This is a genomic window from Serratia sarumanii (assembly GCF_029962605.1).
GTDB lineage: Bacteria > Pseudomonadota > Gammaproteobacteria > Enterobacterales > Enterobacteriaceae > Serratia > Serratia sarumanii.
The window spans coordinates 4255339-4278299 of record NZ_CP124750.1; the positions used below are offsets into that span (position 1 = coordinate 4255339).

The 22961-nt window shown below is 54.2% G+C and carries 22 protein-coding genes and 1 tRNA gene; 7 read left to right on the plus strand and 16 right to left on the minus strand.

The window, feature by feature from the left end:
* Positions 1 to 14: 14 nt before the first annotated feature.
* From glsB to trmB, 3 genes are all read right to left on the minus strand, one after another.
* The gene (gene glsB, locus SSARUM_RS20165) at positions 15 to 938 is read right to left on the minus strand and encodes a glutaminase B (protein WP_033649631.1); all 924 of its coding nucleotides are present in this window, start codon (positions 936 to 938) and stop codon (positions 15 to 17) included.
* Positions 939 to 1033: 95 nt separating this feature from the next.
* Positions 1034 to 1360 carry a YggL family protein gene (locus tag SSARUM_RS20170; protein ID WP_025304256.1) on the minus strand — a complete coding sequence of 109 codons (327 nt, stop codon included), beginning with the start codon at positions 1358 to 1360 and terminating at the stop codon, positions 1034 to 1036.
* Positions 1360 to 2079 (minus strand): tRNA (guanosine(46)-N7)-methyltransferase TrmB, encoded by a 720-nt coding sequence (trmB, locus tag SSARUM_RS20175; RefSeq protein WP_004937410.1) that lies wholly within the window; start codon positions 2077 to 2079, stop codon positions 1360 to 1362. Before trmB ends, SSARUM_RS20170 begins: the two co-directional genes overlap by 1 nt.
* 177 nt (positions 2080 to 2256) lie before the next feature.
* Here trmB and mutY point away from each other — a divergent pair, with 177 nt between their 5' ends.
* From mutY to mltC, 3 genes are all read left to right on the plus strand, one after another.
* Positions 2257 to 3357 carry an A/G-specific adenine glycosylase gene (mutY, locus tag SSARUM_RS20180; RefSeq protein ID WP_223182024.1) on the plus strand — a complete coding sequence of 367 codons (1101 nt, stop codon included), beginning with the start codon at positions 2257 to 2259 and terminating at the stop codon, positions 3355 to 3357.
* Entirely contained in the window at positions 3354 to 3626 is a 273-nt protein-coding gene (locus tag SSARUM_RS20185) for an oxidative damage protection protein (RefSeq protein WP_004937404.1), read from the plus strand. Before mutY ends, SSARUM_RS20185 begins: the two co-directional genes overlap by 4 nt.
* 63 nt (positions 3627 to 3689) lie before the next feature.
* Entirely contained in the window at positions 3690 to 4766 is a 1077-nt protein-coding gene (gene mltC / locus SSARUM_RS20190; RefSeq protein WP_033649581.1) for a membrane-bound lytic murein transglycosylase MltC, read from the plus strand.
* Positions 4767 to 4816: 50 nt separating this feature from the next.
* On the opposite strand, the gene speF is transcribed toward mltC, so the two are convergent.
* Entirely contained in the window at positions 4817 to 6982 is a 2166-nt protein-coding gene (gene speF, locus SSARUM_RS20195; protein ID WP_033649629.1) for an ornithine decarboxylase SpeF, read from the minus strand.
* A gap of 705 nt (positions 6983 to 7687) precedes the next feature.
* On the opposite strand from speF, the gene SSARUM_RS20200 reads away from it, so the two are divergent.
* Positions 7688 to 7763, plus strand: a tRNA-Phe gene (locus SSARUM_RS20200).
* Positions 7764 to 8626: 863 nt separating this feature from the next.
* On the opposite strand, the gene SSARUM_RS20205 is transcribed toward SSARUM_RS20200, so the two are convergent.
* The 10 genes from SSARUM_RS20205 to SSARUM_RS20250 all read right to left on the minus strand — a co-directional run bounded on the left by SSARUM_RS20205 (position 8627) and on the right by SSARUM_RS20250 (position 17072).
* Positions 8627 to 9166: a LuxR C-terminal-related transcriptional regulator gene (locus tag SSARUM_RS20205; protein WP_033649102.1), complete on the minus strand. Its 540-nt coding sequence runs from the start codon at positions 9164 to 9166 to the stop codon at positions 8627 to 8629.
* Between the two features lie 143 nt (positions 9167 to 9309).
* Positions 9310 to 9840: a fimbrial protein gene (locus SSARUM_RS20210; RefSeq protein ID WP_140926942.1), complete on the minus strand. Its 531-nt coding sequence runs from the start codon at positions 9838 to 9840 to the stop codon at positions 9310 to 9312.
* 9 nt (positions 9841 to 9849) lie between these two features.
* Entirely contained in the window at positions 9850 to 10260 is a 411-nt protein-coding gene (locus SSARUM_RS20215; RefSeq protein WP_223182023.1) for a fimbrial protein, read from the minus strand.
* 97 nt (positions 10261 to 10357) lie between these two features.
* On the minus strand, positions 10358 to 10852 hold the full coding sequence (locus tag SSARUM_RS20220; protein WP_071883847.1) for a fimbrial protein: 495 nt from the start codon (positions 10850 to 10852) through the stop codon (positions 10358 to 10360).
* Between the two features lie 16 nt (positions 10853 to 10868).
* On the minus strand, positions 10869 to 11525 hold the full coding sequence (locus tag SSARUM_RS20225; RefSeq protein WP_048321943.1) for a fimbrial protein: 657 nt from the start codon (positions 11523 to 11525) through the stop codon (positions 10869 to 10871).
* Positions 11526 to 11559: 34 nt separating this feature from the next.
* Complete coding sequence (locus SSARUM_RS20230; protein ID WP_060430990.1) at positions 11560 to 12312, minus strand: fimbria/pilus periplasmic chaperone; 753 nt, start codon at positions 12310 to 12312, stop codon at positions 11560 to 11562.
* Between the two features lie 86 nt (positions 12313 to 12398).
* The gene (locus SSARUM_RS20235; RefSeq protein ID WP_130042396.1) at positions 12399 to 13298 is read right to left on the minus strand and encodes a hypothetical protein; all 900 of its coding nucleotides are present in this window, start codon (positions 13296 to 13298) and stop codon (positions 12399 to 12401) included.
* 1 nt (position 13299) lies between these two features.
* Positions 13300 to 15843: an outer membrane usher protein gene (locus tag SSARUM_RS20240; RefSeq protein ID WP_060426984.1), complete on the minus strand. Its 2544-nt coding sequence runs from the start codon at positions 15841 to 15843 to the stop codon at positions 13300 to 13302.
* A gap of 46 nt (positions 15844 to 15889) precedes the next feature.
* Positions 15890 to 16432: a fimbrial protein gene (locus tag SSARUM_RS20245; protein ID WP_033649097.1), complete on the minus strand. Its 543-nt coding sequence runs from the start codon at positions 16430 to 16432 to the stop codon at positions 15890 to 15892.
* 91 nt (positions 16433 to 16523) lie between these two features.
* Positions 16524 to 17072: a fimbrial protein gene (locus SSARUM_RS20250; RefSeq protein WP_033649096.1), complete on the minus strand. Its 549-nt coding sequence runs from the start codon at positions 17070 to 17072 to the stop codon at positions 16524 to 16526.
* 508 nt (positions 17073 to 17580) lie between these two features.
* Between SSARUM_RS20250 and SSARUM_RS20255 the strand changes: the two genes are divergently transcribed.
* On the plus strand, positions 17581 to 18357 hold the full coding sequence (locus SSARUM_RS20255) for a transcriptional regulator (RefSeq protein ID WP_050438976.1): 777 nt from the start codon (positions 17581 to 17583) through the stop codon (positions 18355 to 18357).
* Between the two features lie 136 nt (positions 18358 to 18493).
* Here the strand turns inward: SSARUM_RS20255 and SSARUM_RS20260 are convergent, their stop codons facing one another.
* Positions 18494 to 18979, minus strand: a complete 486-nt coding sequence (locus SSARUM_RS20260; RefSeq protein ID WP_033636027.1) for a hypothetical protein — start codon at positions 18977 to 18979, stop codon at positions 18494 to 18496.
* Positions 18969 to 19727: a winged helix-turn-helix domain-containing protein gene (locus tag SSARUM_RS20265; RefSeq protein WP_033649095.1), complete on the minus strand. Its 759-nt coding sequence runs from the start codon at positions 19725 to 19727 to the stop codon at positions 18969 to 18971. The genes SSARUM_RS20260 and SSARUM_RS20265 overlap by 11 nt, the downstream gene beginning before the upstream one ends.
* Before the next feature lie 883 nt (positions 19728 to 20610).
* Here SSARUM_RS20265 and SSARUM_RS20270 point away from each other — a divergent pair.
* Positions 20611 to 21906 (plus strand): lysine N(6)-hydroxylase/L-ornithine N(5)-oxygenase family protein, encoded by a 1296-nt coding sequence (locus tag SSARUM_RS20270; RefSeq protein ID WP_033649094.1) that lies wholly within the window; start codon positions 20611 to 20613, stop codon positions 21904 to 21906.
* Positions 21907 to 21956: 50 nt separating this feature from the next.
* Positions 21957 to 22841 carry an ATP-grasp fold amidoligase family protein gene (locus tag SSARUM_RS20275; RefSeq protein WP_060426977.1) on the plus strand — a complete coding sequence of 295 codons (885 nt, stop codon included), beginning with the start codon at positions 21957 to 21959 and terminating at the stop codon, positions 22839 to 22841.
* Positions 22842 to 22961 lie beyond the last annotated feature (120 nt).

Below are 22961 nucleotides of genomic sequence, written 5' to 3' on the forward strand. Positions count from 1 at the left end.
CATCCAGATTGGGATTAAAAAATCGAACGACCGATACGTTGAGACAACAGTTCCAGCGCCGCAGTTCCCGCCAGCGAGTTGCCGGAAGCATCCAGCTCCGGCGACCAGACGACGATCGACAGCTCGCCCGGCACGATAGCCACGATGCCGCCGCCCACGCCGGACTTGCCCGGCATCCCCACCCGATAGGCGAATTCGCCGGCGCCGTCGTACATGCCGCTGGTCATCATCAGGGCGTTGATCTGCCGGGCCTGCAGCGGGCTGATCACCGTCTCGCCGTTGAGATCGCGGCCGTGATTGGCCAGATAGACGAAGCTGCGCGCCAGCTCCACGCAGCTCATGCGCAGCGCGCAGTAGTGGAAATAGGTTTGCAGGACGGTGATCACGTCGTTCTCGAAGTTGCCGAACGACTTCATCAGGTAGGCGATGGCCGCATTGCGATCGGAGTGTTCGAACTCGGAGCGCGCCACCCGCAGGTCATAGGCCAGGTCGTCTTCGCCGGCCAGCTGGCGCACCACCTCCAGCATCCGCTGTTTGGGGGCGCTGAGCCGGGTTTGCAGCATGTCGCACACCACCAGCGCGCCGGGGTTGATAAACGGATTGCGCGGTTTGCCCTGTTCCATCTCCAGCTGCAGCAGCGAATTGAACGGCAGGCCGGAAGGTTCTTTGCCGACGCGCCGCCAGATCTCAGGCTCCTGATAGCGCGTCAGAGCCAGCGTCAGGCTCAGCACCTTGGAGATCGACTGAATGGAGAAGCGCTCCGCGGCGTCGCCGGCCTGGAACAGTTCGCCGTCCACCGTGCATACGGCGATCGCCAGCCGATCGGCGGGCACTTCCGCCAACGCCGGGATGTAGTCGGCCACTTTCCCCTGGCCAATCAACGGGCGCACCTGTTGCAGGATCTCCTCCAGCAACGCGTTATCCAATGTTGTTACCACCTCGGTCACACTCCGGGCAAAACAAAGGCGCCGTTAAGGCACCTTAGATCAATAAAACGGCGCGGCGCGAAGCCGCGCTCATCGGGCAAGCGCGATCAATCCCACCAGATATCGAACAGATCGCTGACCTTAACGTCGCTCAGTTTGCGCGCTTCCAGCCAGTTTTTCACCAGCTCGCGATGCTCGTCGGTGCAGTGGCCGATCTTCTGCAGGCAGATCAGACCTTCCCACTGCAGGTAGCCGCTGCCGTCAAACGCCAGGCCGTTCGGCTCGATCACTTCATCGATGAAGGTATCCAGCGTGCTGTCGATGTCTTCCACCGACGTGCCTTCGGCGAAGCGCCAAGCTACGGAAAAACCCAACTCCTGAAATTCTTCAATGTGCAACTTTTTACGTAAACGACGACTGCGGTTCTTAGCCATTATTCTTTCCTCTCAAACATCAAGTCCCAAACGCCATGTCCCAGGCGCTGGCCGCGTAATTCAAATTTCGTCAGTGGGCGCGAATCCGGACGCGGCACGTAATCATTATCGCTGGAAAGATTACGGTAGCCTGCGACCCCGTTCATAACCTCTAACATATGTTCCGCATAAGGTTGCCAATCGGTGGCCATGTGGAAGACGCCGCCGGTCTTCAGCTTGCGCAGCACCAGTTCGACAAACGGCGTTTGCACGATGCGGCGCTTGTTGTGGCGCGCCTTGTGCCACGGATCGGGGAAGAACAGCTGCACCATGTCCAGCGAGCCGTCCGGGATCATGTTTTCCAGCACCTCAACCGCGTCGTGGCACATCACGCGCAGGTTGCTCAGCTTCGCCTCGTGGGCGTCGGCCAGGCAGGCGCCCACGCCCGGCGAGTGCACCTCAATCCCTAAAAAGTTCTGCTGCGGGTTGTTGCCCGCCATGGTCACCAGCGAGGCGCCCATGCCAAAACCGATCTCCAGCACCGTCGGCGCTTCGCGGCCGAACAGCGCGGCGAGATCGACAGCGTCAGCCTGATACTCCACGCCCATCACCGGCCAATAGTTCTCCAGCGCGTGCTGCTGGCCTTTGGTCAGCCGCCCCTGGCGGCGGACAAAACTGCGGATACGGCGCATCGCGCGGCCGTTCTCATCAAATTCCGGGGAGATGACGTCATTAATCATAGTGCTTTCTGTCTGTTTGGCTGCCAATTAGGGAAACGCGCATTATGCAAAGATACATTGGTTTAGCAAGTGTTCATCTTCTGTACCCGCCGTGCGGCGTCGGAAAGTTCCGGTTTACAGCACCATGACTCTATGCTGCAATCTCGCTTCATTTTCTGCCGGATAACGACGCTGCTCATGATGCAAGCACAACAATTCGCACAGGTGGTGCTTGACTGGTATCAGCGCTACGGCCGCAAGACCCTGCCGTGGCAGCTGGAGAAAACCGCCTATCAAGTATGGCTCTCCGAGGTGATGTTGCAACAGACCCAGGTTGCCACCGTCATTCCTTATTTTCAGCGCTTTATGGCCCGTTTTCCCAACGTGCGCGCGCTGGCGGAGGCCCCGCTGGACGAAGTGCTGCATCTGTGGACCGGCCTCGGCTATTACGCCCGCGCCCGCAACCTGCACAAGGCGGCGCAGACCATTGTCGCACAGCACGGCGGCGAGTTCCCGACAACCTTCGCAGAAATCGCCGATTTACCGGGCGTCGGCCGCTCTACCGCCGGCGCGGTGCTGTCGTTGGCGCTGGGCCAACACTATCCGATCCTCGACGGCAACGTGAAGCGCGTGCTGGCCCGCTGCTACGCGGTGGAGGGCTGGCCGGGCAAGAAAGAGGTCGAAAACCGGCTGTGGAAAATCAGCGAAGAGGTCACCCCGGCGCAGGGCGTCGGCCAGTTCAACCAGGCGATGATGGATCTGGGCGCCATGGTCTGCACCCGCTCCAAGCCCAAGTGTGAACTCTGCCCGCTCAACGTCGGCTGCCTGTCTTACGCCAATCACAGCTGGGCCAACTACCCCGGCAAGAAACCCAAACAGACCCTGCCGGAAAAAACCGCCTACTTCTTATTGCTGCAGCACGGCGACCGGGTGTGGCTGGAACAGCGCCCGGCGGTAGGCCTGTGGGGCGGCCTGTTCTGCTTCCCGCAGTTCAGCGCGCGCGTTGATTTGGAACTCTGGCTGCAGCAGCGCGGTCTGAAAGGCAAGCGCCTGGAACAGCTGACCGCGTTTCGCCACACGTTCAGCCATTTCCACCTCGATATCGTGCCGATGTGGCTGTCGCTCGACGCGGTGGGCAGCGGCATGGATGAGGGCGCAGGTCTCTGGTATAACTTAGCGCAGCCGCCGTCGGTCGGGCTGGCAGCGCCGGTGGATCGCCTGTTGCAACAGCTGGCGAAGCAGCCCCCGATCCAACAAAACTTATATGGCGATAGCGCCATCGATGAGGAATTAGCATGAGCCGCACCATTTTTTGTACTTTCCTGCAGCGCGACGCCGAAGGCCAGGACTTCCAGCTTTATCCCGGTGACGTCGGCAAGCGCATCTACAACGAGATCTCCAAGGAAGCCTGGGGCGAGTGGATGAAAAAGCAGACCATGCTGATCAACGAGAAGAAGCTGAACATGATGAACGTGGACGACCGCAAGCTGCTGGAAGAGGAAATGATCAAGTTCCTGTTCGAAGGGCACGACGTGCACATCGAAGGCTATACGCCGCCGAGCGAATAACGCTGTTGGGGCCAGGCGCTGGCCCGCTTCAACCCTCTTATACTTCTTCCAAACGGCTTTAAGATGAAGAAAATTTTAGCTTTGCTCGTAATAGCGCCTTTGCTGATCTCCTGTTCCGGCAAAAAAAGTGAAGAAATCAACGAAGCCTGGATTAAAGATACCAACGGTTTCGACATTCTGATGGGCCAATTCGCCCACAACATCGAGAACATCTGGGGTCTGAACGAAGTTCTGATCGCCGGGCCGAAAGACTACGTCAAATATACCGACCAATACCAAACCCGCAGCCACATCAACTTCGACACCGGCGCCATTACCATCGAGACCATCGCCACCACCGATCCGGCCGCGCACCTGCGCCAGGCGATAATCAGCACGCTGCTGATGGGTGACGATCCGGGGTCCATCGATCTCTATTCCGACGCCAACGATATCCAGATCAGCAAAGAACCGTTCCTGTACGGCCAGGTGCTGGATAACAAGGGCGCGCCGATCCGCTGGGAATGGCGCGCGGCGCACTTCGCCGATTACCTGCTGCAGACCAAGCTGCAAAAACGCACCTCCGGCCTGCACGTGATCTACTCGGTCACCATCCAGTTGGTGCCGAACCACCTGGACAAGCGTGCGCACAAATACCTGCCGATGGTGCGCAAGGCGTCGGAAAAATACGGCGTGGACGAGTCGCTGATCCTGGCTATCATGCAGACCGAATCGAGCTTCAACCCGTATGCGGTGAGCGGTTCGGACGCGCTGGGCCTGATGCAGGTGATGCAGCATACCGCCGGCAAGGATGTGTTCCAGATGCGCGGCAAGTGGGGCACCCCGAGCCGCAGCTACCTGTTCGATCCGGAGAACAACATCGACACCGGCACCGCCTACCTGGCGATCCTGCAGAACAACTACCTGGGCGGCATTCAGAACCCGACCTCGCGCCGCTATGCGGTGATCACCGCCTACAACGGCGGCGCCGGCAGCGTGCTGCGGGTGTTCTCCAGCGACAGAACGCGCGCGGTGGGCATCATCAACGCCATGCAGCCGGGCGACGTGTATCAGACGCTGACCACCAAGCACCCGGCCGCCGAGTCGCGCCGCTATCTGGTGAAAGTGAATACCGCGCAGAAGAGCTACCGCAGGAAGTAACGCGTTCCGCGTGGATAAATGAGAAGGGCCGGTGCGAACCGGCCCTTTTTCTATGGCTTGATCATATAGCCGAAGATGCGCTTCCAGCCGTGATCTTTTTTCTCGATGTAGACCCCCTGCAGCTCCGGCGAGAAGCCCGGCAGGCGGTTGATGCCCTCTTCCAGCGCCAGGAAGTAGCGCTGCACCGCGCCGCCCCACACTTCGCCCGGCACCACGCACAGCACGCCCGGCGGGTACGGCAAGGCGCCTTCCGCCGCGATGCGCCCTTCCGCCTGGCCGATCGGCACCAGCTCGACGTTATCGCGGATAAACTCCACGTTGGCGTCCTGCGGGTTCATCACCACCGGCGGGAAATGATCCTGGCGGAACATCTCCTTTTGCAGCTGTTTGACGTCGAAGCTGACGTACAGATCGTGCATCTCCTGGCACAGCCGGCGAATGCTGTAACCGCGGTAGCGCTGCTCGTTCTTGCGGTACACCGTCGGCAGCACCACGCTCAGCGGCGCGTCCTCTGCAACATAGCGTTCGAACTGTGCCAGCATCTCCACCAGCTGTTCCATCTTGGCCGGGTTCTCCGCCGGGGTCAGCAGGAACAGGATCGAGTTGAGATCGCACTTCTCCGGCACGATGCCGTTCTCGCGCAGGAAGTTGGCCAGAATGGTGGCCGGCACGCCGAACTCGGTGTATTGGCCGGTCGCGGCGTCGATGCCCGGCGTGGTCAGCAGCAGCTTGCACGGATCGACCAAATACTGATCCTGGGCATAGCCTTCGAAGCCGTGCCACGTCTCCCCCGGCACGAAGGTGAAGAAGCGCGCGTCGTTGGCGATAAGGTCAGTATCGTGATCCTGCCAGTCTTTGCCCGCCACCTGCTGCGGAATAAACGGCTTCAGCTGCGAGCAGCGCTTGAGCAGCTGTTTGCGCGTCTCGATGCCCAGCTTGACGCAGTCCATCCACATGCGGCGCCCGGCGGGGCCGGCGTGCATCTTGGCGTTGACGTCCAGCGCGGCGAACAGCGGATAGAACGGGCTGGTCGACGCATGCAGCATGAACGCGTTGTTCAGGTGCTTGTGGTTGCAGTGGCGCTTTTGCCCTTTGATATGATCGTCTTTCTTGTGGATCTGCGAGGTCTGCGAGAACCCCGCCTGCTGTTTATGCACCGACTGGGTGACGAAAATGCCCGGGTCGTGTTCGTCCAGCTCCAGCAGCAGCGGCGAGCACTCTTTCAGCATCGGAATAAAGCCTTCGTAACCCACCCAGGCGGAGTCGAACAGGATGTAGTCGCACAGATGGCCGATGGTGTCGATCACCTGGCGAGCGTTGTAAATCGTGCCGTCGTAGGTGCCGAGCTGAATGATCGCCAGCCGGAACGGCCGCGCCGCCGCCGCCTTCTCCGGCGCCACTTCGCGGATCTGCTCACGCAGGTAGCGTTCGTCGAAGCAGCGCGCGTCGATGCCGCCGATAAAGCCGAACGGGTTGCGGGCGGTTTCCAGATAGACCGGCGTGGCGCCGGCCTGGATCAGCGCGCCGTGGTGGTTGGATTTGTGGTTGTTGCGATCGAACAGCACCAGATCGCCACGGGTTAGCAGCGCGTTGGTCACCACCTTGTTGGCCGCCGAGGTGCCGTTGAGCACGAAGTAGGTTTTATCGGCGTTGAACACCCGCGCCGCGTGCTTTTGCGCATCCTTAGCCGACCCCTCGTGGATCAGCAGATCGCCCAGCTTGACGTCGGCGTTGCACATATCGGAACGGAACAGGGTTTCACCGTAGAAATCGAAGAACTGCCGGCCGGCCGGGTGCTTGCGGAAGAACTCGCCGCCCTGATGCCCCGGGCAGGCGAAGGTCGAGTTTTCCATCTCGACGTAGGTCTTCAGCGTTTTGAAGAACGGCGGCAGCAGCGCCTGCTCATAGGCGTCGGCGGCGGCCTCCAGCTGTGCCATGTAGAACGGCTTGCTGGCGCCGGCCAGCAGCGCGAAAACCCCACTGACGAACGGCAGATAGTCCGGCGAGAGATGCTCGTCCCCTTCCACCGCCACGAAGGTCGGGATGTTGAACCCCGTCGCCTGCAAGCGCGCCAGAATGCCGGCGTTCACGTCGGCGACCGACACCACCACCGCCGCCACGTCGGTGTAGTCCGTCTGCTCTACGCGCACGATCTGACGCAGCGTCTCAATGGTAGCGACCAGGCTGGCGCTGGTCGCGATTTTCAATTCTTTCATCATGCTGACTCTCAAACGGTGAAGGATGAGGGTGTGCCACCGGCACGGTAATGAGATAACGCGGTTATCCCGGTAAAAGCGATACCCGGGCACGGCAGCATAAGCGGCGTGCGTGACCGGCTCATGATCGGCGATCATCAGGCGGCTATCGGGAAAACTGGTCTTGGCAGCGTCCGACAGGCATCAGTAAAATCAGGGCCGCAGCGCTGGCTTTACGCATGCCTAACAGCGAGCATCAGGCGGCCTTACCGCATGGCCGGCAGGCGTATTCGGGCGGATGGCGTACGGAGGAAACAACGGCGGAACGGTGGCGGCGTAAGATGTCTGGTGCGCAGCAGCGCTTGAGCAACAAAACCAGTCATGCCAATAACCCTCTGGCTTATAAGAAGCGGGAACACCGTCAGGGAACGGAGAGTGCTAAAATTTGCGCAATGATTGCATGATTCGTTGCGGGGTTCAAGCAAGAATCACCTTGATTGAACGCTCGTTGATTAAATCATAATGCATTGTTATTTAATTAAAAAATAAGAATCCGCGCTCGTGTTAGCGGTATAAATACACGTTTTATATGCATATTTATTGAAAGGCGATATCCCCCCGCCCCCCATCCCGCCGGGTTCGCTGCCTGAAAATAGAGCAACCGATCGGCTTTGTGACAGAAAGCGATTGACGCCATCCGGCCAATACGGTTTAATGCGCCCCGTTGCCCGGATAGCTCAGTCGGTAGAGCAGGGGATTGAAAATCCCCGTGTCCTTGGTTCGATTCCGAGTCCGGGCACCATATTCAGAAGAACCCGCCTATGGCGGGTTTTTCGCTTTCTGGGGTACGGACTCTCCATCGAACTGCGTTCGATTATTCGGCCTGAAGGCCTCACCCTGCGGGCCAGCGCTAAAGCGCTGTTCAACGCGGCGCCAGCGCCGGTTGTCCGAGTCCGGTCGCCCTATTCAGAAGAACCCGCCTATGGCGGGTTCTTCGCTTTCTGGGGTACGGACTCTCCATCGAACTGCGTTCGATTATTCGGCCAAAGGCCTCACCCTGCGGGCCAGCGCTAAAGCGCTGTTCAACGCGGCGCCAGCGCCGGTTGTCCGAGTCCGGTCGCCCTATTCAGAAGAACCCGCCTATGGCGGGTTTTTCGCTTTCTGGGGTACGGACTCTCCATCGAACTGCGTTCGATTATTTGTCAGGTACGCCATGCGTTAAGCGATAGTGATCGGGGTCGGTTACAGCCAGGCAATCATCAATGGCAGAAAGGTTGTTGTGCAGCATACCAGCCTGGGCTCGTATCAGGCGGAAAACACTCTGGTTAGCCTATTCTGTTGGTTAATCAGCAAGTGGCCGCCGGCGAGGAAATGCCTTTCCAGGTGTGAATGAGCAATACCCCGGCGCTTCTTACCGGTGCCCAAGATGAATAAGCCGGCTTCGCCGTTTATTAAAATTTAACGCGTTGTCTCCTACCATGGAATTTTATGACGGCTAATAATCAGCCGTTTTTTCCTGACTAATTTAATATGCATATAAAAAGACAACAGGCTAAATAAAAAGAGTATTGCTGCAGAAAGCAAAAAAAACACTTAAGTTCCTTTTGTTAGAAAAAGAAAGCTCTAAAACTGCTAAAATAGTAAGCCATCATTTTCAAAAAAAGATTAGTCATCTTGCGATATTAACCAATACATAAATTCTCGATGGCGATTCAGCATCAGTTTTTTCATCACCGACCGTTTATGGCTATGTACCGTTTTTACGTTTATCCCTAGGAGTTTGGCTGTTTGTGATTGATCAAAACCTCTTTTTAGAAAACCGATTACCTGTTTTTCCCTACTCGTCAGAACATAACCGAGAAGCTGTTTTTCAGCAGAGTTTTTAACCAAGCTTTTCGCCAACAACTCAAATAGTCTGCTCCGGTTATCGGTTCGATAAAGGACACTCTCACTCTCATTAACGCGCCCTACTCTTTTTTCTTTAATGGTCATGATAGCCGATACAGCTTCGCAAGGATTCATTTTACGCCATCGTTGTGCGCGCCACATCGATGCTGCAATCACCATATCAGCCTGTACGCCATCATCAGGCGACAAAAAACTTACCGTCTTATGATTTTTTTCCGCATATTCCGTAATGCTGAAACGTAATCCCGCCACGAAATAAGCATTGTCATCATCAATAACGATATTGATTCGTTCCATTATTCACCTCTTAAACAATGCGGATAGACTGGCGGCAACCGAATTTATTGGCCCAGGCAGAGGAAAAGCATAAGGAATGGATTACACCGTAAAATAACCGCGATGGCAGAATACAACTCCTTAACCTAACCTCCCATACCTATCTATTCATATTCCAGGTTAAAGGTGACAGCAGCACTAAAATCCCCACGAACAATGGTTCTGCTTTGTAGAGCAAGCGGCTCACCTCGAATATAGGCCTGAAGACGGATCTGATTATTACCGCTTACCAGTGAGATCTTTTCGCCCCGTTTATTCAGCGGCAGCGATTTACCTTCCATACTCTCTAAGCCGATTGCAACGCCTCTGGCCTGGCTGCCGGTATCCAACGCTAAATAGCCTGGTAAGCTACCGTTTTCGCTACCGACAAAAGTTACCGTCAGGGATTGCCCCAGACTCAGATCGCACTCCGCCAGCTGAATGGCCAATGGAACGGCTAACGTACGTTGATAGCTATAAAGGTATTTATCTATCACGGTACCAAAATCGAGCGGGATAATTTCACTGCCAGGCGGGATCACGCAGGGTTCCGCCACCAGCTCGCCATGAAAATACAGGTTATACTCTGCCCGGGCGTGTGGAGTGAAAACAATCAATAACGCCATTGCTGCAGAAAAAAACGGAAAAACTTTCATATCAAGCTCCTAGAAAAATTCAGCCAGCAAAGTCGCGGTCGCGAAAAAAGCGCCTTCCGTCAACGTGGCCCCCGGTCTGCTCACCGGCACCGCCTCCAGCCGCGGCGGGCTACTGGGATCGATAGAAATGGAGCTGTAGATCACAAAAGGCTCGTCATTTTGATAAACGCGAATCCCCAGATCTGCTTTATTGCTCTGTAGCGCGGCCCCATCAAACGCGGTGCCATTCCCCTTCAGGGTTAACCTTAGCTCCCAAGGGCGCGCCCCCGGTTCACAATCAAGGTGGTAATCGATCGCCTGGCGGTAGTTAACGCCATCCACTTTTTTGATCCCAACGCGCGAGCCAAAATCGACATCTATTTTCGCCCCGGCGTTAATCGTGCAAGGAGGCGGGGCAATCAAGCCGCCACGAAATTGCATCGCAACCTCCTCTGCAGCCAGCGCAGCCCCCTGGAAACATAGAGCCAAACACACTACAGGAAAGACAAAACACGGCTTCATGCATTCACTCCAGGGGTTATTGATAGTCGACTCGCAACGTTGCGGATGCGGTGAATTCTCCCGTCGCCAGATTGACGCCGCTCCGCTTTACCGGCACGGCATCCAATTTAACCGGATTGGGATAGGAAAAATTGTGCCAGGAATTCAGCGGCAGTTGATCCCCACCTTGCCTTTGCAAGATGAGGATAGCCAAACCATCCCGACTGGTGCCGAGCAGCCCCTGGCCGAAATTGGCGGTGCCGCCCTGCACCTGCAACCGCATGGCGTTTTTATAGGGATTATTACAGGTGAACGAAAAATCTATCGGCATACGGTAAAAGTTACCGTTAATGCGTGTTGTCATCACCTCATCGCCAAAATCCACCTCAATCGGCCGTCCGCCGTTGATGGTGCAGGGCAAAGGCTGCATCACCGTCACACTGACTTTCACTGTCGCCGCCTGTGCGAAGGCCATTACGCTACTGCCGCACAGAAGCAACGCCGCAGCGGTTTGTCGTACTCTGGTTATCATTTTCACCCGTTACCCCTCAGTCATAGCTCAGATGAAAATCCACCACGGCACGATAGCTGCCCGCCACCAGAGGCTGCGCGGTACGCTCAGCCATAATCCAGTAAGCCAGCGCATTGCTCCCCGGCGTCAGCCACAGCGGCTCACCTCGGCTGCCCAAGCGCACGTTGCGGCCGTGCTCATCCAGCATTCGCAATCCCATGCCGCTCACCCCCTGCGCTTTTATCAGCTGCGGGTTATCCCGATCGGCCCGCGCGCTGAAGCTCACTCTGACCGCCGGTTGATCCGGTGCCCAGCTTAAAGCACCCGTACGCTCATCCCGGCTGGCCGACCGAATACGCAAGCAATCGCGCAGGCGCAACTCAACCGCCACCGGCGTACCGCGAGCCCCCACCTGTTCAAGCCTTCCGGTCGCCATTTCTCCCAGCCAAATATCCTGGCGAGCAGAAGCCATCTCCAACCGGCAAGCACTCTCGGCCAGCGCCCCCTTGATATGCAGCACGCCATTGGAACCCTCCACCTGCCAGTTATCCGCCGCCCGTGTTGCAGGCAGCAGCCACAGCATCATCGCCACGCTGAGCGGCGCCATCAGCGCCAGCCCCGCCAACGTCAATCCGTAACGCCATCCGTTCACCCCATAGCGCCAGATTTCCGGTATTGCATGCCTACGTGCCATTCGTTTTCTCCTTTAACTGCGGCCGCCGGTTATCTCACGAGCTTTTCTTCTCCGGTACTACGCTGCATTTACCCGCCTGACAATTGAACGCCAGCTGCGGCCGGCCGCCATAGTCATTGATATAGGTCAGCACTGGATTACCGCCCAAGGTCGCGGCGCTCACCGACAATGGCGCGCTGCCCTTCGGCGGCACCATAAACGGTTCGAAGTTTTGCGCGCCCGCAGCGCCTTTACGGCTGGCCGCATCGATAAGGGTGACGTAATACGGCGTCGGGTTATTGACTATGTATTTATCGCCTTGCCTGGTCAGCGTTAATTGCTCCTGCCACGGCGCAGCGTTGCGTTCCGGCGCTATCGCCGCCGGGCGATAAAACAGCTTGATACGCGTCTGCAGCGCGATCTGCAGCGAGTTCGGCTTGTTGCTCTTCGGCGGGATCTCACGCAGGTTAAAGTAGTACAGCGTTTCCCTGTCCTGCGGCAGCTGTTTGGCCGCCGGCAACGCCTGGATCTTCACCTGGCTTGGCTTGCCCGGCTCAATACGCTGCACCGGCGGCAGCACCGTCAACGGGCTTTGAATCTTGTTGCCCTGCTCGTCTTCCAGCCAGCCCTGCGCTAAATAAGGCAGCTGCTTATTCTGGTTGCTAACGCTCAGGCTCACCGACTGCAGGCCGCCATCGAAAATAACGCGGGTGCGATCCAAGGCAATGGCCGCCTGTGACGACATCGACAAAAAGACACTGCCAATTAATGCTATTGCCGGTACGGCTCGCGAGACATTATATTGCATAGATATATTCATAAATAACCTTCCTCCCGGCAGCTCAATAAATACCTCAGCCACCGAATTAAATAACGGCATAAAATTTAAAACTGCTAAATGACTTCAAACACAATCAGCGCATTGCCTGAAAAAGTGCCGCCGTCAATACCGCTCAGCTGCGCGCCGTCCAATTTGGCTACGAAGGCATAGGTCGCATTAAAACCTGGCGAGACGTCAATCACCTGCTCATTAGACGAATTTGGATCGCCAATCGACAGCTTCGCTTTTATTTGATCACTCGTGCCGCTCTTACGCAGCGTTACCGTATTTGCCCCCACCTGATTGACATCGGTAAATCTGAGGCGGGCTTTTCCCGAAGTCCCGCCCTGGCAGGCCAGTTTGGCGGCAATGCCCTTCACTTTGTTTTCACCCGGCGTCATCACGCCAAAATCAATCTCGCCGCTGCTTTGCCATGTCACCGCGCAAGAAAGCGGCTCCGGTGGGCGCGGCGTAATTGGCGGCAGAGGCGGCAATAAACCAGTGCAGTCGGAACCTAATAGGTAAGAGGTCCACCCCGTTGATAGTCGTAATTCTAAACAGTACGGATGACGCTCTTCCCTGCGTCTAAATTGAACTGTTTCCGCTAAGGGCAAAATATTTCTCATCACTGCATTTGCCTCGTCAACACTAAATTTGACGCTTCCATATGCAAAGGTAAGACCTTTAGACTGTACACTATTCCCAAATGCATCGATGGTGCGAAACTGCAGTTTACAAAAACCGAAACAGTCTAACTTACCTTCCTTATTAATATCACCAAATGCCTCGTCGCCAGCCTGAAAAACAACCGTAGTAAAATTAAAATCTAATTCACCTAACCTCGGATAGCTATTATTGCTAGGCGGATCAATCCAGCGCCAATCGGAGTACCACCCCTCTACGTACGTTGCCTGTACCATTGCACTATAAAAACAGATGGGCAAAGCAAATATAAGGGAAATTAGCTTTTTCAATTTACGCTCCACTTTTCAATTCATCCGCTCCCGCTAATACCCGGCAAGGAAGCAGTAAATTATTCACCAGCATTTCTGGCGGCAATAACATCGGCATTTGCACTTCGCACTGTGCTGTGCCCCCCCAGTGCACGGTCATATTTTCTCCGGCTTTGATACCGCTCAGATACACGCTGCCGCCGTCGTTGACGATGCCGGTTTCCTGTTTCCGCGCGTTCCGCACCGTGGCGCCGAACGGCGGCTCGCTGCCATCCGCCAACTTGATCACCGCCATCGCTTTCTCCCCGGCAATCACTTCAAACTTGCGGTAGCCGATGGCGCCTTCGGTCAGCGTCGCCTGCACCACCGATTTGATCGCCTCGGCGCCATCGCCCAGCTCGTCCAGATCGATGCTGGCCTTGTTGCGGTAGTAGCTGTTGACATCCGCCACCACCGCTTTCCCCCAGCGGTTGGTCTCTGCAACGCTGCCATAGCCGCGCACCGGCACCCCGCCCACTCCTTCGGTATCCAGCAGCAAGCGGGTGCCGCCCGGCAGGTTGCTGCGGTGCAACGCTCCGCCTTCTGCGGTCAGCGTTATGCCCCCCTGTGCCGACAGGCCGAAAGCGCTGTATCTGTCCTGCTGATAGCCGGCGTTAGCGGTTACCCGCGCCATATCGCCGTCGCGGTTGAAATAACCGCTTAGGTTGGCGCCGCTGCGCGAAGCGCCGGCGCTGAGCTGATAGTTGCTGCGGCCGTCGAGGCGATCGTAATAGCTTGCCCGATGAGTGTTGTCATTGCGGCTGAGCGTCGCGTTGTAGCTTAACGTGGCGCCGTTGCCCCACGGCAGCGACAGCGACAGATACATGCCGTCGTCGTTGCGCTCGTTGTAACGGTTACGATACGCCGACAGCGACAGCGCCAGATTTTTGAAGCGGCCGACGTCGAAATAGCGCGACAGCGTCAAGTTATAACGATCGTTGGCCGGTTTATCCCAATAAGTCTGATGGCTGTAGTTGAGATAAGCGCTCACCCCCAGGTCCCGCAGTTGTTGGTTATAGGTAATGGTGTACATCTCCTTGCTGTTGCCGAAACGCCGGCCGTACTCGCGCGCATCCAGATATTCACTCATGCTCATAAAATTCTGTTCCGAGAAACGGTAGCCGGCAAAAGTCACCTGGCTGTCCAGCTCATCGAAACTCTTCGAATAGCTGAGGCGGTATGAACCGCCGCCCAGCGTTTCGTCGTTATACGGCAACTTGGCGCGCGACTGAGTGACGTCAAACGACAGCGCCCCCAGCATCATCAGATCGCGGCCGATGCCCAGCGCCGCAGCGTTATAATCTCCCCCCAACAGCCCGCCGCCGTACAACGACCAGCCGTTGCTCACCCCCCAGGAAAACTCACCGGTGCCGAACAGCGGCCCGCGATAGCGGTGATCGAGATCGGAGGGTTTACCCAAAGCCAGCTTGTAGCGCAGCGATCCCGGCCGCGTCAGATACGGAATGCTGGCGGTGCTCATCGTGAACGCCTGCACGCTGCCGTCTTGCTCTTCCACCCGTACGTCCAAATCGCCGGACACCGCATCATTCAGATCCTGGATGCGGAACGGCCCCGCCGCGACCATGGTCTCGTATAACACCCGCCCCTGTTGGCTGATAATCACTTTGGCATTGCTCTTCGCGACTCCCGTCACCTCCGGCGCATAACCACGCAGGTTAGGCGGCAACATGTTGTCGTCAGAGCGCAGGCTCAGGCCGCCGAAGCGGAAGCTGTCGAACAGCCCGGAATCAAGATACCCTTCACCAAGCGTCAGTTTTGATCGCAACGCCGGCACGGCCCGATAAGCATAGTAACGGCTCCAATCCAAACGCTTGTCAGTCGGTTGCCCCGACCCGGTCTGGTGATTTAGCTGCGCCTGCCAATCTGCCCGCAACCGCCAGGCCCCCAGGTTAGCCCCCGCCGTGCCGTTACCGCTCATGCTATAACCACGCGTACCCGCCTGTATCTGATGCTGAGTTTGCGCACTGAGGTTGTAATCAAGCAACAGCCCCGGAATGCCTTCATCCCAGCGCGACGGCGGATCCCAATCCTCCGAAACATAGTCCAGATAGGCCTGCGGAATGCTGAGATAAAGTGACGAAGTGGCCAGGTCACCGCGCACTTCCATGCCTTTCAAGCTGGCCTCATCCAGGCACTCCCCCTGATGCCACCAACTCAAGTCTCGGTACAGCGCCGTTTTCAGCCCCAACTGCTCCACTAAAGAACGCGAAACGCAGGCGCGGCTGCCGTTAGGATCATCATCCGGCGCATAGAAAGCGATTTGCTGTTCCGGCAAATCACTTTTATTGACGTGCACCGCCATACCGTAAGTGCCCGGCATAATGTAGCCGCTGCGAGCGAACTGGCTCAGATCGATGTTTTTGCGATCGTTCACGTCCAGTACATCAATATTGAACTGGATTTCTTCCTGAGCGCCGGCAGCAGAGGTGAAACCAAAGCAGCACAACGCCACCCAGGCACTCAGAATAGATAAACGAAATGACTTTCCGGCAGGCAAAAACATCATGTTCCAAACCTTCTATCTGTTAACTTCCCTGAAATAGTCGATCGACTCAGTAATAATCCATTTTGAATCTAACCGATGAAAAATAACTTCCCGCCGTTAATGGTTGACGATTCGCCATGAGGTTTATGACGTAATTCAACCGATAACTCCCCAGAGGAATATTCATTAACGGCAACGGCATGCCCGGCCTGGCGATATTGCCGTCATCATCGCTTATTTTTAACGCCACTCCGGAGGCTTCTCCGCGAATGCCAAACATTTCGCCATCGGCATGGCCATCAAAAGCCACCTGAAATTGCTTCCAACCCGGTAACTTTTTATCTGCTCTCTCCAAGATGCAATTCACTAACTTGATACTGAAAGAGACGTTTTTCCCCTGCCCATCGCGAGCAATATCGGAGACAGGAATAACCTCCATATCGATAATCTGTTCACGGCTTTCCATAGCGATCGCACAAGCTGCATCATTAATGGCTCCTTGCATATTGACGCGCCCCTCGCCCTGTGAAGCAGCAATAGCCTGCGACACAAAGAACAACGGCACCGACAATAGGCAAAACGCCCCTAACTTTGTTATCTGATGCTTCATTATCTCTTCCCGTGAAATAACGATTCCCTATAAATGGCATGCGGGTTGCCCCACATGCCAATAATCATGCGTATTTCGTTAGGCTAACGAATTACTGGTAAGCCAGGGTAAAGTCGGCAACAGACTGGAATTCACCCGGAACGATCGTCGCATTGGACGCGCTGCTGCCCTGCAGGTAAGCGGAGAAACTCAGGGTGTTGGCGCCGTTCTGCAGATCACGTGCTTTAGAAGCCTTGCCCAGTTCGATGTTAGTGCCGGCGCCGTCGGTGATGGCGATGCCAGCCCCTTTAGCGGTACCGGTGATGCCCAGCAGCTTGCTGTCCGCTTCCGACGCTGAACCTGAGAAAGTCAGCGAAACAGTGTTGTTTTTGCCTGGCTCGACGGTGGTCAGCTCGCAGTTTTCCAGCTTGATCTGGAAGTTACGCGGCGTGGATTTACCGCCGTTTTTCAGCGCCACGTTGGAGATGGCGCCCAGCTCAACGGTCTGATCGATTGACTCAGGCGCGATAGAGCAAGGCGCATCGATAATAGAGCCGCTGAAGGTCACTTTACCGTGCCCTTGATCTTTAACCGCAGCATGAGCCACAGAAGAAACACCAAACGCCATGACGGCAGCCAGCATGATTTTATTCAGTTTCATATAACCAATTATCCTTAATCGTATTAATACATAAGGTATTTTCTTAACAATGAGTAATGTGTATCAACGGCCTGGCCTGATGCTTTAAAAAACCAAGCCGCCTTTTCACGCGGCTATTACTGATGTAGTGGATAACCATGGTTAATAGGTCAGCCACATACTATTCAAGAAATAAACCAATTACCCATTCTGTTTTCCCAACCGATGAAATCCTCCATCGCCGGGGTGAAGCCACTTTAGCGCCCCTGCCGCAATCTTGAAATATTATTTCATCAAACACGATAAATACGAGATTAAAACCCAATAAATACCATTAAATTACACATATAGTCTAAAAATGACATCTTTTAGTTCAATAGTTAGATCTCCATAAAAAATTCATTATGGATAAATTATCACTTAGTGACAGATATCAATATTATTGGAAAACACAGAGAATCAGGGTTATTGAAAAATATAACCTCTCAGCGCAAAATCCCTTCCCGAAACAAAAAATGAGAGGATTCCTATGATTTTCATTATAAACGGAAGGGTTAAGTTCAATGAATACGAAGGAACCCTGGAGAGCGTCAATGCCCCGCACAATATGCAGCCGCTAGCGGCCGCGGCTTGCCGTTTGCTTTCTATTTTCGTCAGGAACAATGAAATGTTGATTAAGCGTCAACAATTACTTGAAGAGGTCTGGGAAGAACGAGGACTAAAAGGAACAAACAGCAACTTGAATAACTATATCTCACTATTGCGTCGCCATCTGGCGCAACTTGGCGAGACGGAGTTGATAATCACTTACCCTCGGCAAGGCTTTAAGTTCGTTGCAAAAAAAATTAGCCGACATGCCACTGCCGAACCTGAAAAAGAACAAAACATAATGGAGGAAACCGCTGTTCCCACGCAACCGCCGGGGCAAGCCGCCCCCAGAGGGCGTGGTAGCGGAAAACTATTATCGGCCTGGCGGCAGTTTCAGAGTTGGAATAAATGGGTTAATCTCATCCTATTCATCAGCATCGCTGCATTGATCATGGCCAGCCATCAGTACTCCGTGCGTAACAACCTATTCAGCGGCACTCAGTTCGCGGGTTGCCAAATATACAACATGGGGTGGGATTACTCAGAGAAGGAAACGGTAACCGACATGGTAAAGGCCTATGTCAATTGCCAGAAAAAGACTAAAGTTTATTACTATAACAAAATCACGCAGGATAACAGGCAGTTTGAAGAGAAAATGCTCGTATCCTGCCGAGAAAATGCAGGCCGCCAACCTTGCGAAGTGGTTTATATTCCATAATTGAGTAACGTTTTTCACTACCAGTGATACAAAAACAGCAAGATGTCCGTTCACGGACACGTTCAACCTGCCGTTATTTGCTATACACGCCATCACCAACCACATCCCATAATCGTCTCATTATGGGATGTTTCCATCATTTTCTGGTTACGGAACACAGCAACTCAGGCTGCCTGCCGTAGTACATAATAAAATTGTCATCATTCAATTTGGCAATTTTTAAAACATAGTAATGTTTTTCCTCACCCAACAGAAAGGTCTGCGCATCCGAGTAGGTGAAGTTATCCATGGATTGAAGGATTTTCTTTTCAATGGCGACATAGTAGTACCCACGATGATAGTGATACTTCGTTTCGAGCACGCGGGCTATCACCTGCTTCTTTCCATCCCGATAGGCTAAACCGTTAAGCGTAATGGTCGCGCGGCGCCATCCTGAACGCACGATGTTCACGTACAAACCGCTGGTTACCGTCCCATTCGGCGTCATGCGCGTCGTCGATAAAGACGCATTGCACTCAGGGAAATCTCGCGAGGCGGTCAATAAATAAATCAATATAACAATAACAAGGGCAATAGCAGCAGATAATGCCAGGTAGAAAGCACGGCGCGAGCTAACCTTCATTGATCACCTCAAACTCATCTTCACAGTGCGCATCCATATTCTTAACGCGGTGTTTCGGGCAATACGAGATGAAATCAATCAGCTTTTTGTAGTTCGTATAATGGTATGTCAATCGAGAGTAATAAACCGTTGCCGGTACATCACAATCAAAACCACGGCTTTTGAGCCTTTCCAGGGCGTCGGCAATATACCGCTCGTCGATCCGCTCGCTGGCGTTCAGCGTCTCCACGCGGCAAGATTTGTAGCTGGCGATCTGGGTCTGATAAGCGGTGTCGTAACGTTCGGTAAAAAAGTAAACGCCCGCCAATACCAACGCAATCCCGATAAACAGCAGCGTTACCTTAGGTAAAATGGCATCGCAACGGCGCCGGACGGGTAAAGGCGCGGCTGGAACAGTTTCGTCCTGCGTCATATTGTCCGCCACGGAATGAATGCTGGCGGCGGTAAACATAAATCCCTGCCTCGGCACGGTAACCAGAATTTCGCTCTCTCCCAAGCCGGCAAATGTACGGCGCAGGCTGGCGATATAGTTGTTCAGGTTACTGTTCGAGGCCGTTTTGCCATGATCGTCCCAGACGGTGGAAAAAATAAAGTCCCGGCTAATCAAGATGCCGTTATTTTTTACCAACAGCGCGAGCAGACGATTGGCTATCGTGGTGAGCGTCACCGGTTCGAGGTTCTCCTCCGCCAACGCCAGCGTCGAGTTATCCTCATCGAAGATAATTCGGTTATTGATTAAGAACCTCATAATCGCTCTCTTAGACCTACTCCTGGCGCGGATTATAGCTGAAACATAAGAATCTTCCTATCACACGAACAATTAACCGCCGCGCGGTTAGACAAGTCTTCCTCACAACGTAACCACGTCGAGCGTGACGGCCAGCCTCTCTGACCTTCCGCCGGCATTGAGCCGGTGTCCACTAAACGAACAGCGCATTTTGCATGCAGCATGAGCAATCTTTGCTCAGCCGATGAGTGCCCGCAGGGAGGGAATGCTTAGGATTCAGGAGGGATACAGCGAAGGAAGAGGCTCACTGCAGCAGGAAAAACCCCTGCTCACTGGCTCGCCACACCATTACAAGTAACACTTTAACACGTTGAATCATATGACAAAAAACAAATCACAACAGGCTAATTTCATAATTTCACTTTTAATTTCATATTTTCAAAACGCCCTCTGCTTCTAATATCATGTTATTTCACCTTCCCAGGACGCATTTTAGGGCTATTCTAAGCAACGAATACTTGATCCCAGAGACATAAGACGAACGCAGACCAGCGTCGACACGAGAACAACTGATGAAAACCCAACGGCTTTTCTTTTCCCTGGGTTGGCGTTTTTATGGAATGATAAATAAGACTTTATCGGATTTATACCTAAACGAGTTAATTATAACACACGCAAGCTTTCATTGGGACTTTCATGGAAAGAAATACGCCCGTAGCCTTTACCTGATGAGCTACCGAATTCTAAACGGGCATTTAAATAATGCGGTATTTTTGGCCCGCACACCTTTAATTACATTTAATTCGTGAAGCTTACTTATAAGAAAAAGGCAGCCTGGTTGCTATAAGCCGCCCTTCTGCAGCCGTATTTCTGGGTATTATTCTCATTATACTGGAGCTTATTAATGAATCAGCGTTTGGATATCATCGGTATTGGCCTTGGCCCGTCGAATCTTAGCCTGGCGGCCTTAGGGAGTGAAATAGAGGGATTTACGGGGCAATTCCTGGAACGCAAACCCCATTTCTCCTGGCACCCAGGGATGATCCTGGCGGATTGCAGCATGCAGACCAACTTTTTAAAAGACCTGGTGAGCGCGGTTGCCCCAACCAACCGGTACAGCTTTCTCAACTATCTGGTAAAAAACAGGAAGTTCTACCGTTTCCTGACCACGGAACAGCGCACCGCATCGCGTGAAGAGTTTGCCGATTACCTCTCCTGGGCCGCCGGCGGCATGCGCTCATTAGCATTTAATCAAGACGTTCAACGGGTCGAGTTTGACGATCGGCAGCGTCAGTTCGTGGTGACCACCTCGAATAAGGTCTTCCACGCCAGGCACGTCAGCATTGGGATTGGCAAGAAAATAAAGTTGCCTGATTGCGTGACGGCGCAAAGCGATCGCTGTTTCCATGCCAGCGAAATGATGCTGCGCAACCCCGATCTGACAGGCAAACGCGTGGCGATCGTCGGCGGCGGCCAGAGCGGCGCCGACCTGTTCCTGAATATTTTTAAAGGGGAATGGGGGCAACCGGAACAGCTCGACTGGATATCGCGCCGCAACAATTACAACGCGCTCGATGAAGCGGCCTTTGCCAACGAATATTTCACGCCCGATTACGTCGAGAGCTTTTACTCGCTGGATAGCGCGGCCAAGCGGCATATGCTGGCCGAACAGAAGATGACCTCAGACGGCATCACCAGTGAGTCGCTGCTGGCGATTTATCGCGCCATGTACCACCGCTTCGACGTCCTGCGCGAGAAATTATGGGTGCGCCTGCTGCCCAGCCGTTCGCTGACGGCCGTGAAACACACGCTGGATAACGCCTACCAACTCGAAACGCGCCATCATCTCGATCACGGCGAAGAAGCCTTCAAGGCGGACGTGGTGATCTTTGCCACCGGTTACCAATCGGCAACGCCAGAGTTCCTTGAGCCTTTGGCCCACCGTTTGCTGACCACTGCGGATGGCGAATACCGCATCGCCCCCGACTTTACCTTTGAGTGGGAAGGCCCTGCGGAGAACTGCTTATTCGCCATGAACGCCAGTATGCATAATCACGGCATTGCCGATCCGCAGTTGAGCCTGATGGCGTGGCGATCGGCCCGTATTCTTAATCGCGCTTTAGAACAACAGCCGTTTGATCTGAGTACAACGCCGAGTGCACTTCAATGGCGAAGTGAAGGTGTCTCTCCCACGTTTTAATCACGAGCACGCCTTAATCATTATCACAGCGCTATGATGGAATGACGTATATGAAAAGACAAATTATTAAATTTATTATAAAGCAGCTGGCCGTATTGGCCCCCGAATTCAAGGCCAGATTGCTCTACAAAAAAGCGTTTGGCAAACCGTTAAACTTGCAGACGCCGTCCACCTGGAATGAAAAGATCAATCACCTGAAGTTGAATGGCTATAGTCACAATGCGTTGGTAAAGCAATGCGCAGATAAATATGCGGTGAGAGAGTACATCAAAGAAAAGGGGTGCGAAGAGATCCTGAATGAATTGTACTTTGCCTGCGATTCAGTAAACGATATTCCGTGGGACACGTTGCCGGACAAATTTGTGATCAAAGGGAATCACGGTTCCGGGTATAACCTGATTTGCCAGAATAAAAAATTGCTGAATATCACGAGCGCCAAAAAATTGATCGACGGCTGGATGAAAGACGATTATTGGAAAACCTATGTAGAACTCAACTACAAAGGGATACAAAAAAAGATCATTGGCGAGAAGTATATCGAATCGGCCAATGGTCACGGGCCTGAAGACTATAAGATCTATTGCTTCCGCGGCGTGCCTTACTGCACCTTACTGTGTGTCGGCAGGGATACCGGGTCGCCGAAGTATTACTTCTTTGATAAAGATTTCAAGTTTCTGTGCTACAGCGATGACTGTCTGGCCTTGAGCCAGGAAGAAATAGATGCCTTCGTGAAGCCAGAGGGCTACGATGAGCTGTTTGAGTACGCCTCACGCTTGTCCGCGCCCTTCGAGTTTGTTCGCGTTGATTTCTACATCTCGCAAGGCCGAATCATTTTTGGCGAGCTGACCTTTACCCCTTCCGCCGGGCTGGATACGGATATTCTGCCGCCGACCGATGTTTTGCTTGGCGAGATGCTGACGCTGCAACAGCACTGATTTTCACCTGGCCCCACGGTGAAGATCGGCAATACCGGCCGGCATGTTCGCGGCCTGCCGGCCGGTATTGCCCTGAGGGAGTATCGGGCCGCCGACCTCGCCGGTTCATGCCACCGTTAC

Coding starts and splice junctions, on each gene's coding strand:
- mltC (WP_033649581.1), top strand. CDS start 3,690: ATGAAGAAAATTTTAGCTTTGCTCGTAATAGCGCCTTTGCTGATCTCC.
- SSARUM_RS20225 (WP_048321943.1), bottom strand. CDS start 11,525: ATGGCACGTAGGCATGCAATACCGGAAATCTGGCGCTATGGGGTGAAC.
- SSARUM_RS20260 (WP_033636027.1), bottom strand. CDS start 18,979: ATGAAGGTTAGCTCGCGCCGTGCTTTCTACCTGGCATTATCTGCTGCT.
- SSARUM_RS20270 (WP_033649094.1), top strand. CDS start 20,611: ATGAATCAGCGTTTGGATATCATCGGTATTGGCCTTGGCCCGTCGAAT.
- trmB (WP_004937410.1), bottom strand. CDS start 2,079: ATGATTAATGACGTCATCTCCCCGGAATTTGATGAGAACGGCCGCGCG.
- SSARUM_RS20245 (WP_033649097.1), bottom strand. CDS start 16,432: ATGAAGCATCAGATAACAAAGTTAGGGGCGTTTTGCCTATTGTCGGTG.
- mutY (WP_223182024.1), top strand. CDS start 2,257: ATGATGCAAGCACAACAATTCGCACAGGTGGTGCTTGACTGGTATCAG.
- SSARUM_RS20240 (WP_060426984.1), bottom strand. CDS start 15,843: ATGATGTTTTTGCCTGCCGGAAAGTCATTTCGTTTATCTATTCTGAGT.
- speF (WP_033649629.1), bottom strand. CDS start 6,982: ATGAAAGAATTGAAAATCGCGACCAGCGCCAGCCTGGTCGCTACCATT.
- SSARUM_RS20170 (WP_025304256.1), bottom strand. CDS start 1,360: ATGGCTAAGAACCGCAGTCGTCGTTTACGTAAAAAGTTGCACATTGAA.
- SSARUM_RS20185 (WP_004937404.1), top strand. CDS start 3,354: ATGAGCCGCACCATTTTTTGTACTTTCCTGCAGCGCGACGCCGAAGGC.
- SSARUM_RS20215 (WP_223182023.1), bottom strand. CDS start 10,260: ATGCAATTTCGTGGCGGCTTGATTGCCCCGCCTCCTTGCACGATTAAC.
- SSARUM_RS20230 (WP_060430990.1), bottom strand. CDS start 12,312: ATGCAATATAATGTCTCGCGAGCCGTACCGGCAATAGCATTAATTGGC.
- SSARUM_RS20205 (WP_033649102.1), bottom strand. CDS start 9,166: ATGGAACGAATCAATATCGTTATTGATGATGACAATGCTTATTTCGTG.
- SSARUM_RS20275 (WP_060426977.1), top strand. CDS start 21,957: ATGAAAAGACAAATTATTAAATTTATTATAAAGCAGCTGGCCGTATTG.
- SSARUM_RS20255 (WP_050438976.1), top strand. CDS start 17,581: ATGATTTTCATTATAAACGGAAGGGTTAAGTTCAATGAATACGAAGGA.
- SSARUM_RS20210 (WP_140926942.1), bottom strand. CDS start 9,840: ATGAAAGTTTTTCCGTTTTTTTCTGCAGCAATGGCGTTATTGATTGTT.
- SSARUM_RS20250 (WP_033649096.1), bottom strand. CDS start 17,072: ATGAAACTGAATAAAATCATGCTGGCTGCCGTCATGGCGTTTGGTGTT.
- SSARUM_RS20265 (WP_033649095.1), bottom strand. CDS start 19,727: ATGAGGTTCTTAATCAATAACCGAATTATCTTCGATGAGGATAACTCG.
- SSARUM_RS20220 (WP_071883847.1), bottom strand. CDS start 10,852: ATGATAACCAGAGTACGACAAACCGCTGCGGCGTTGCTTCTGTGCGGC.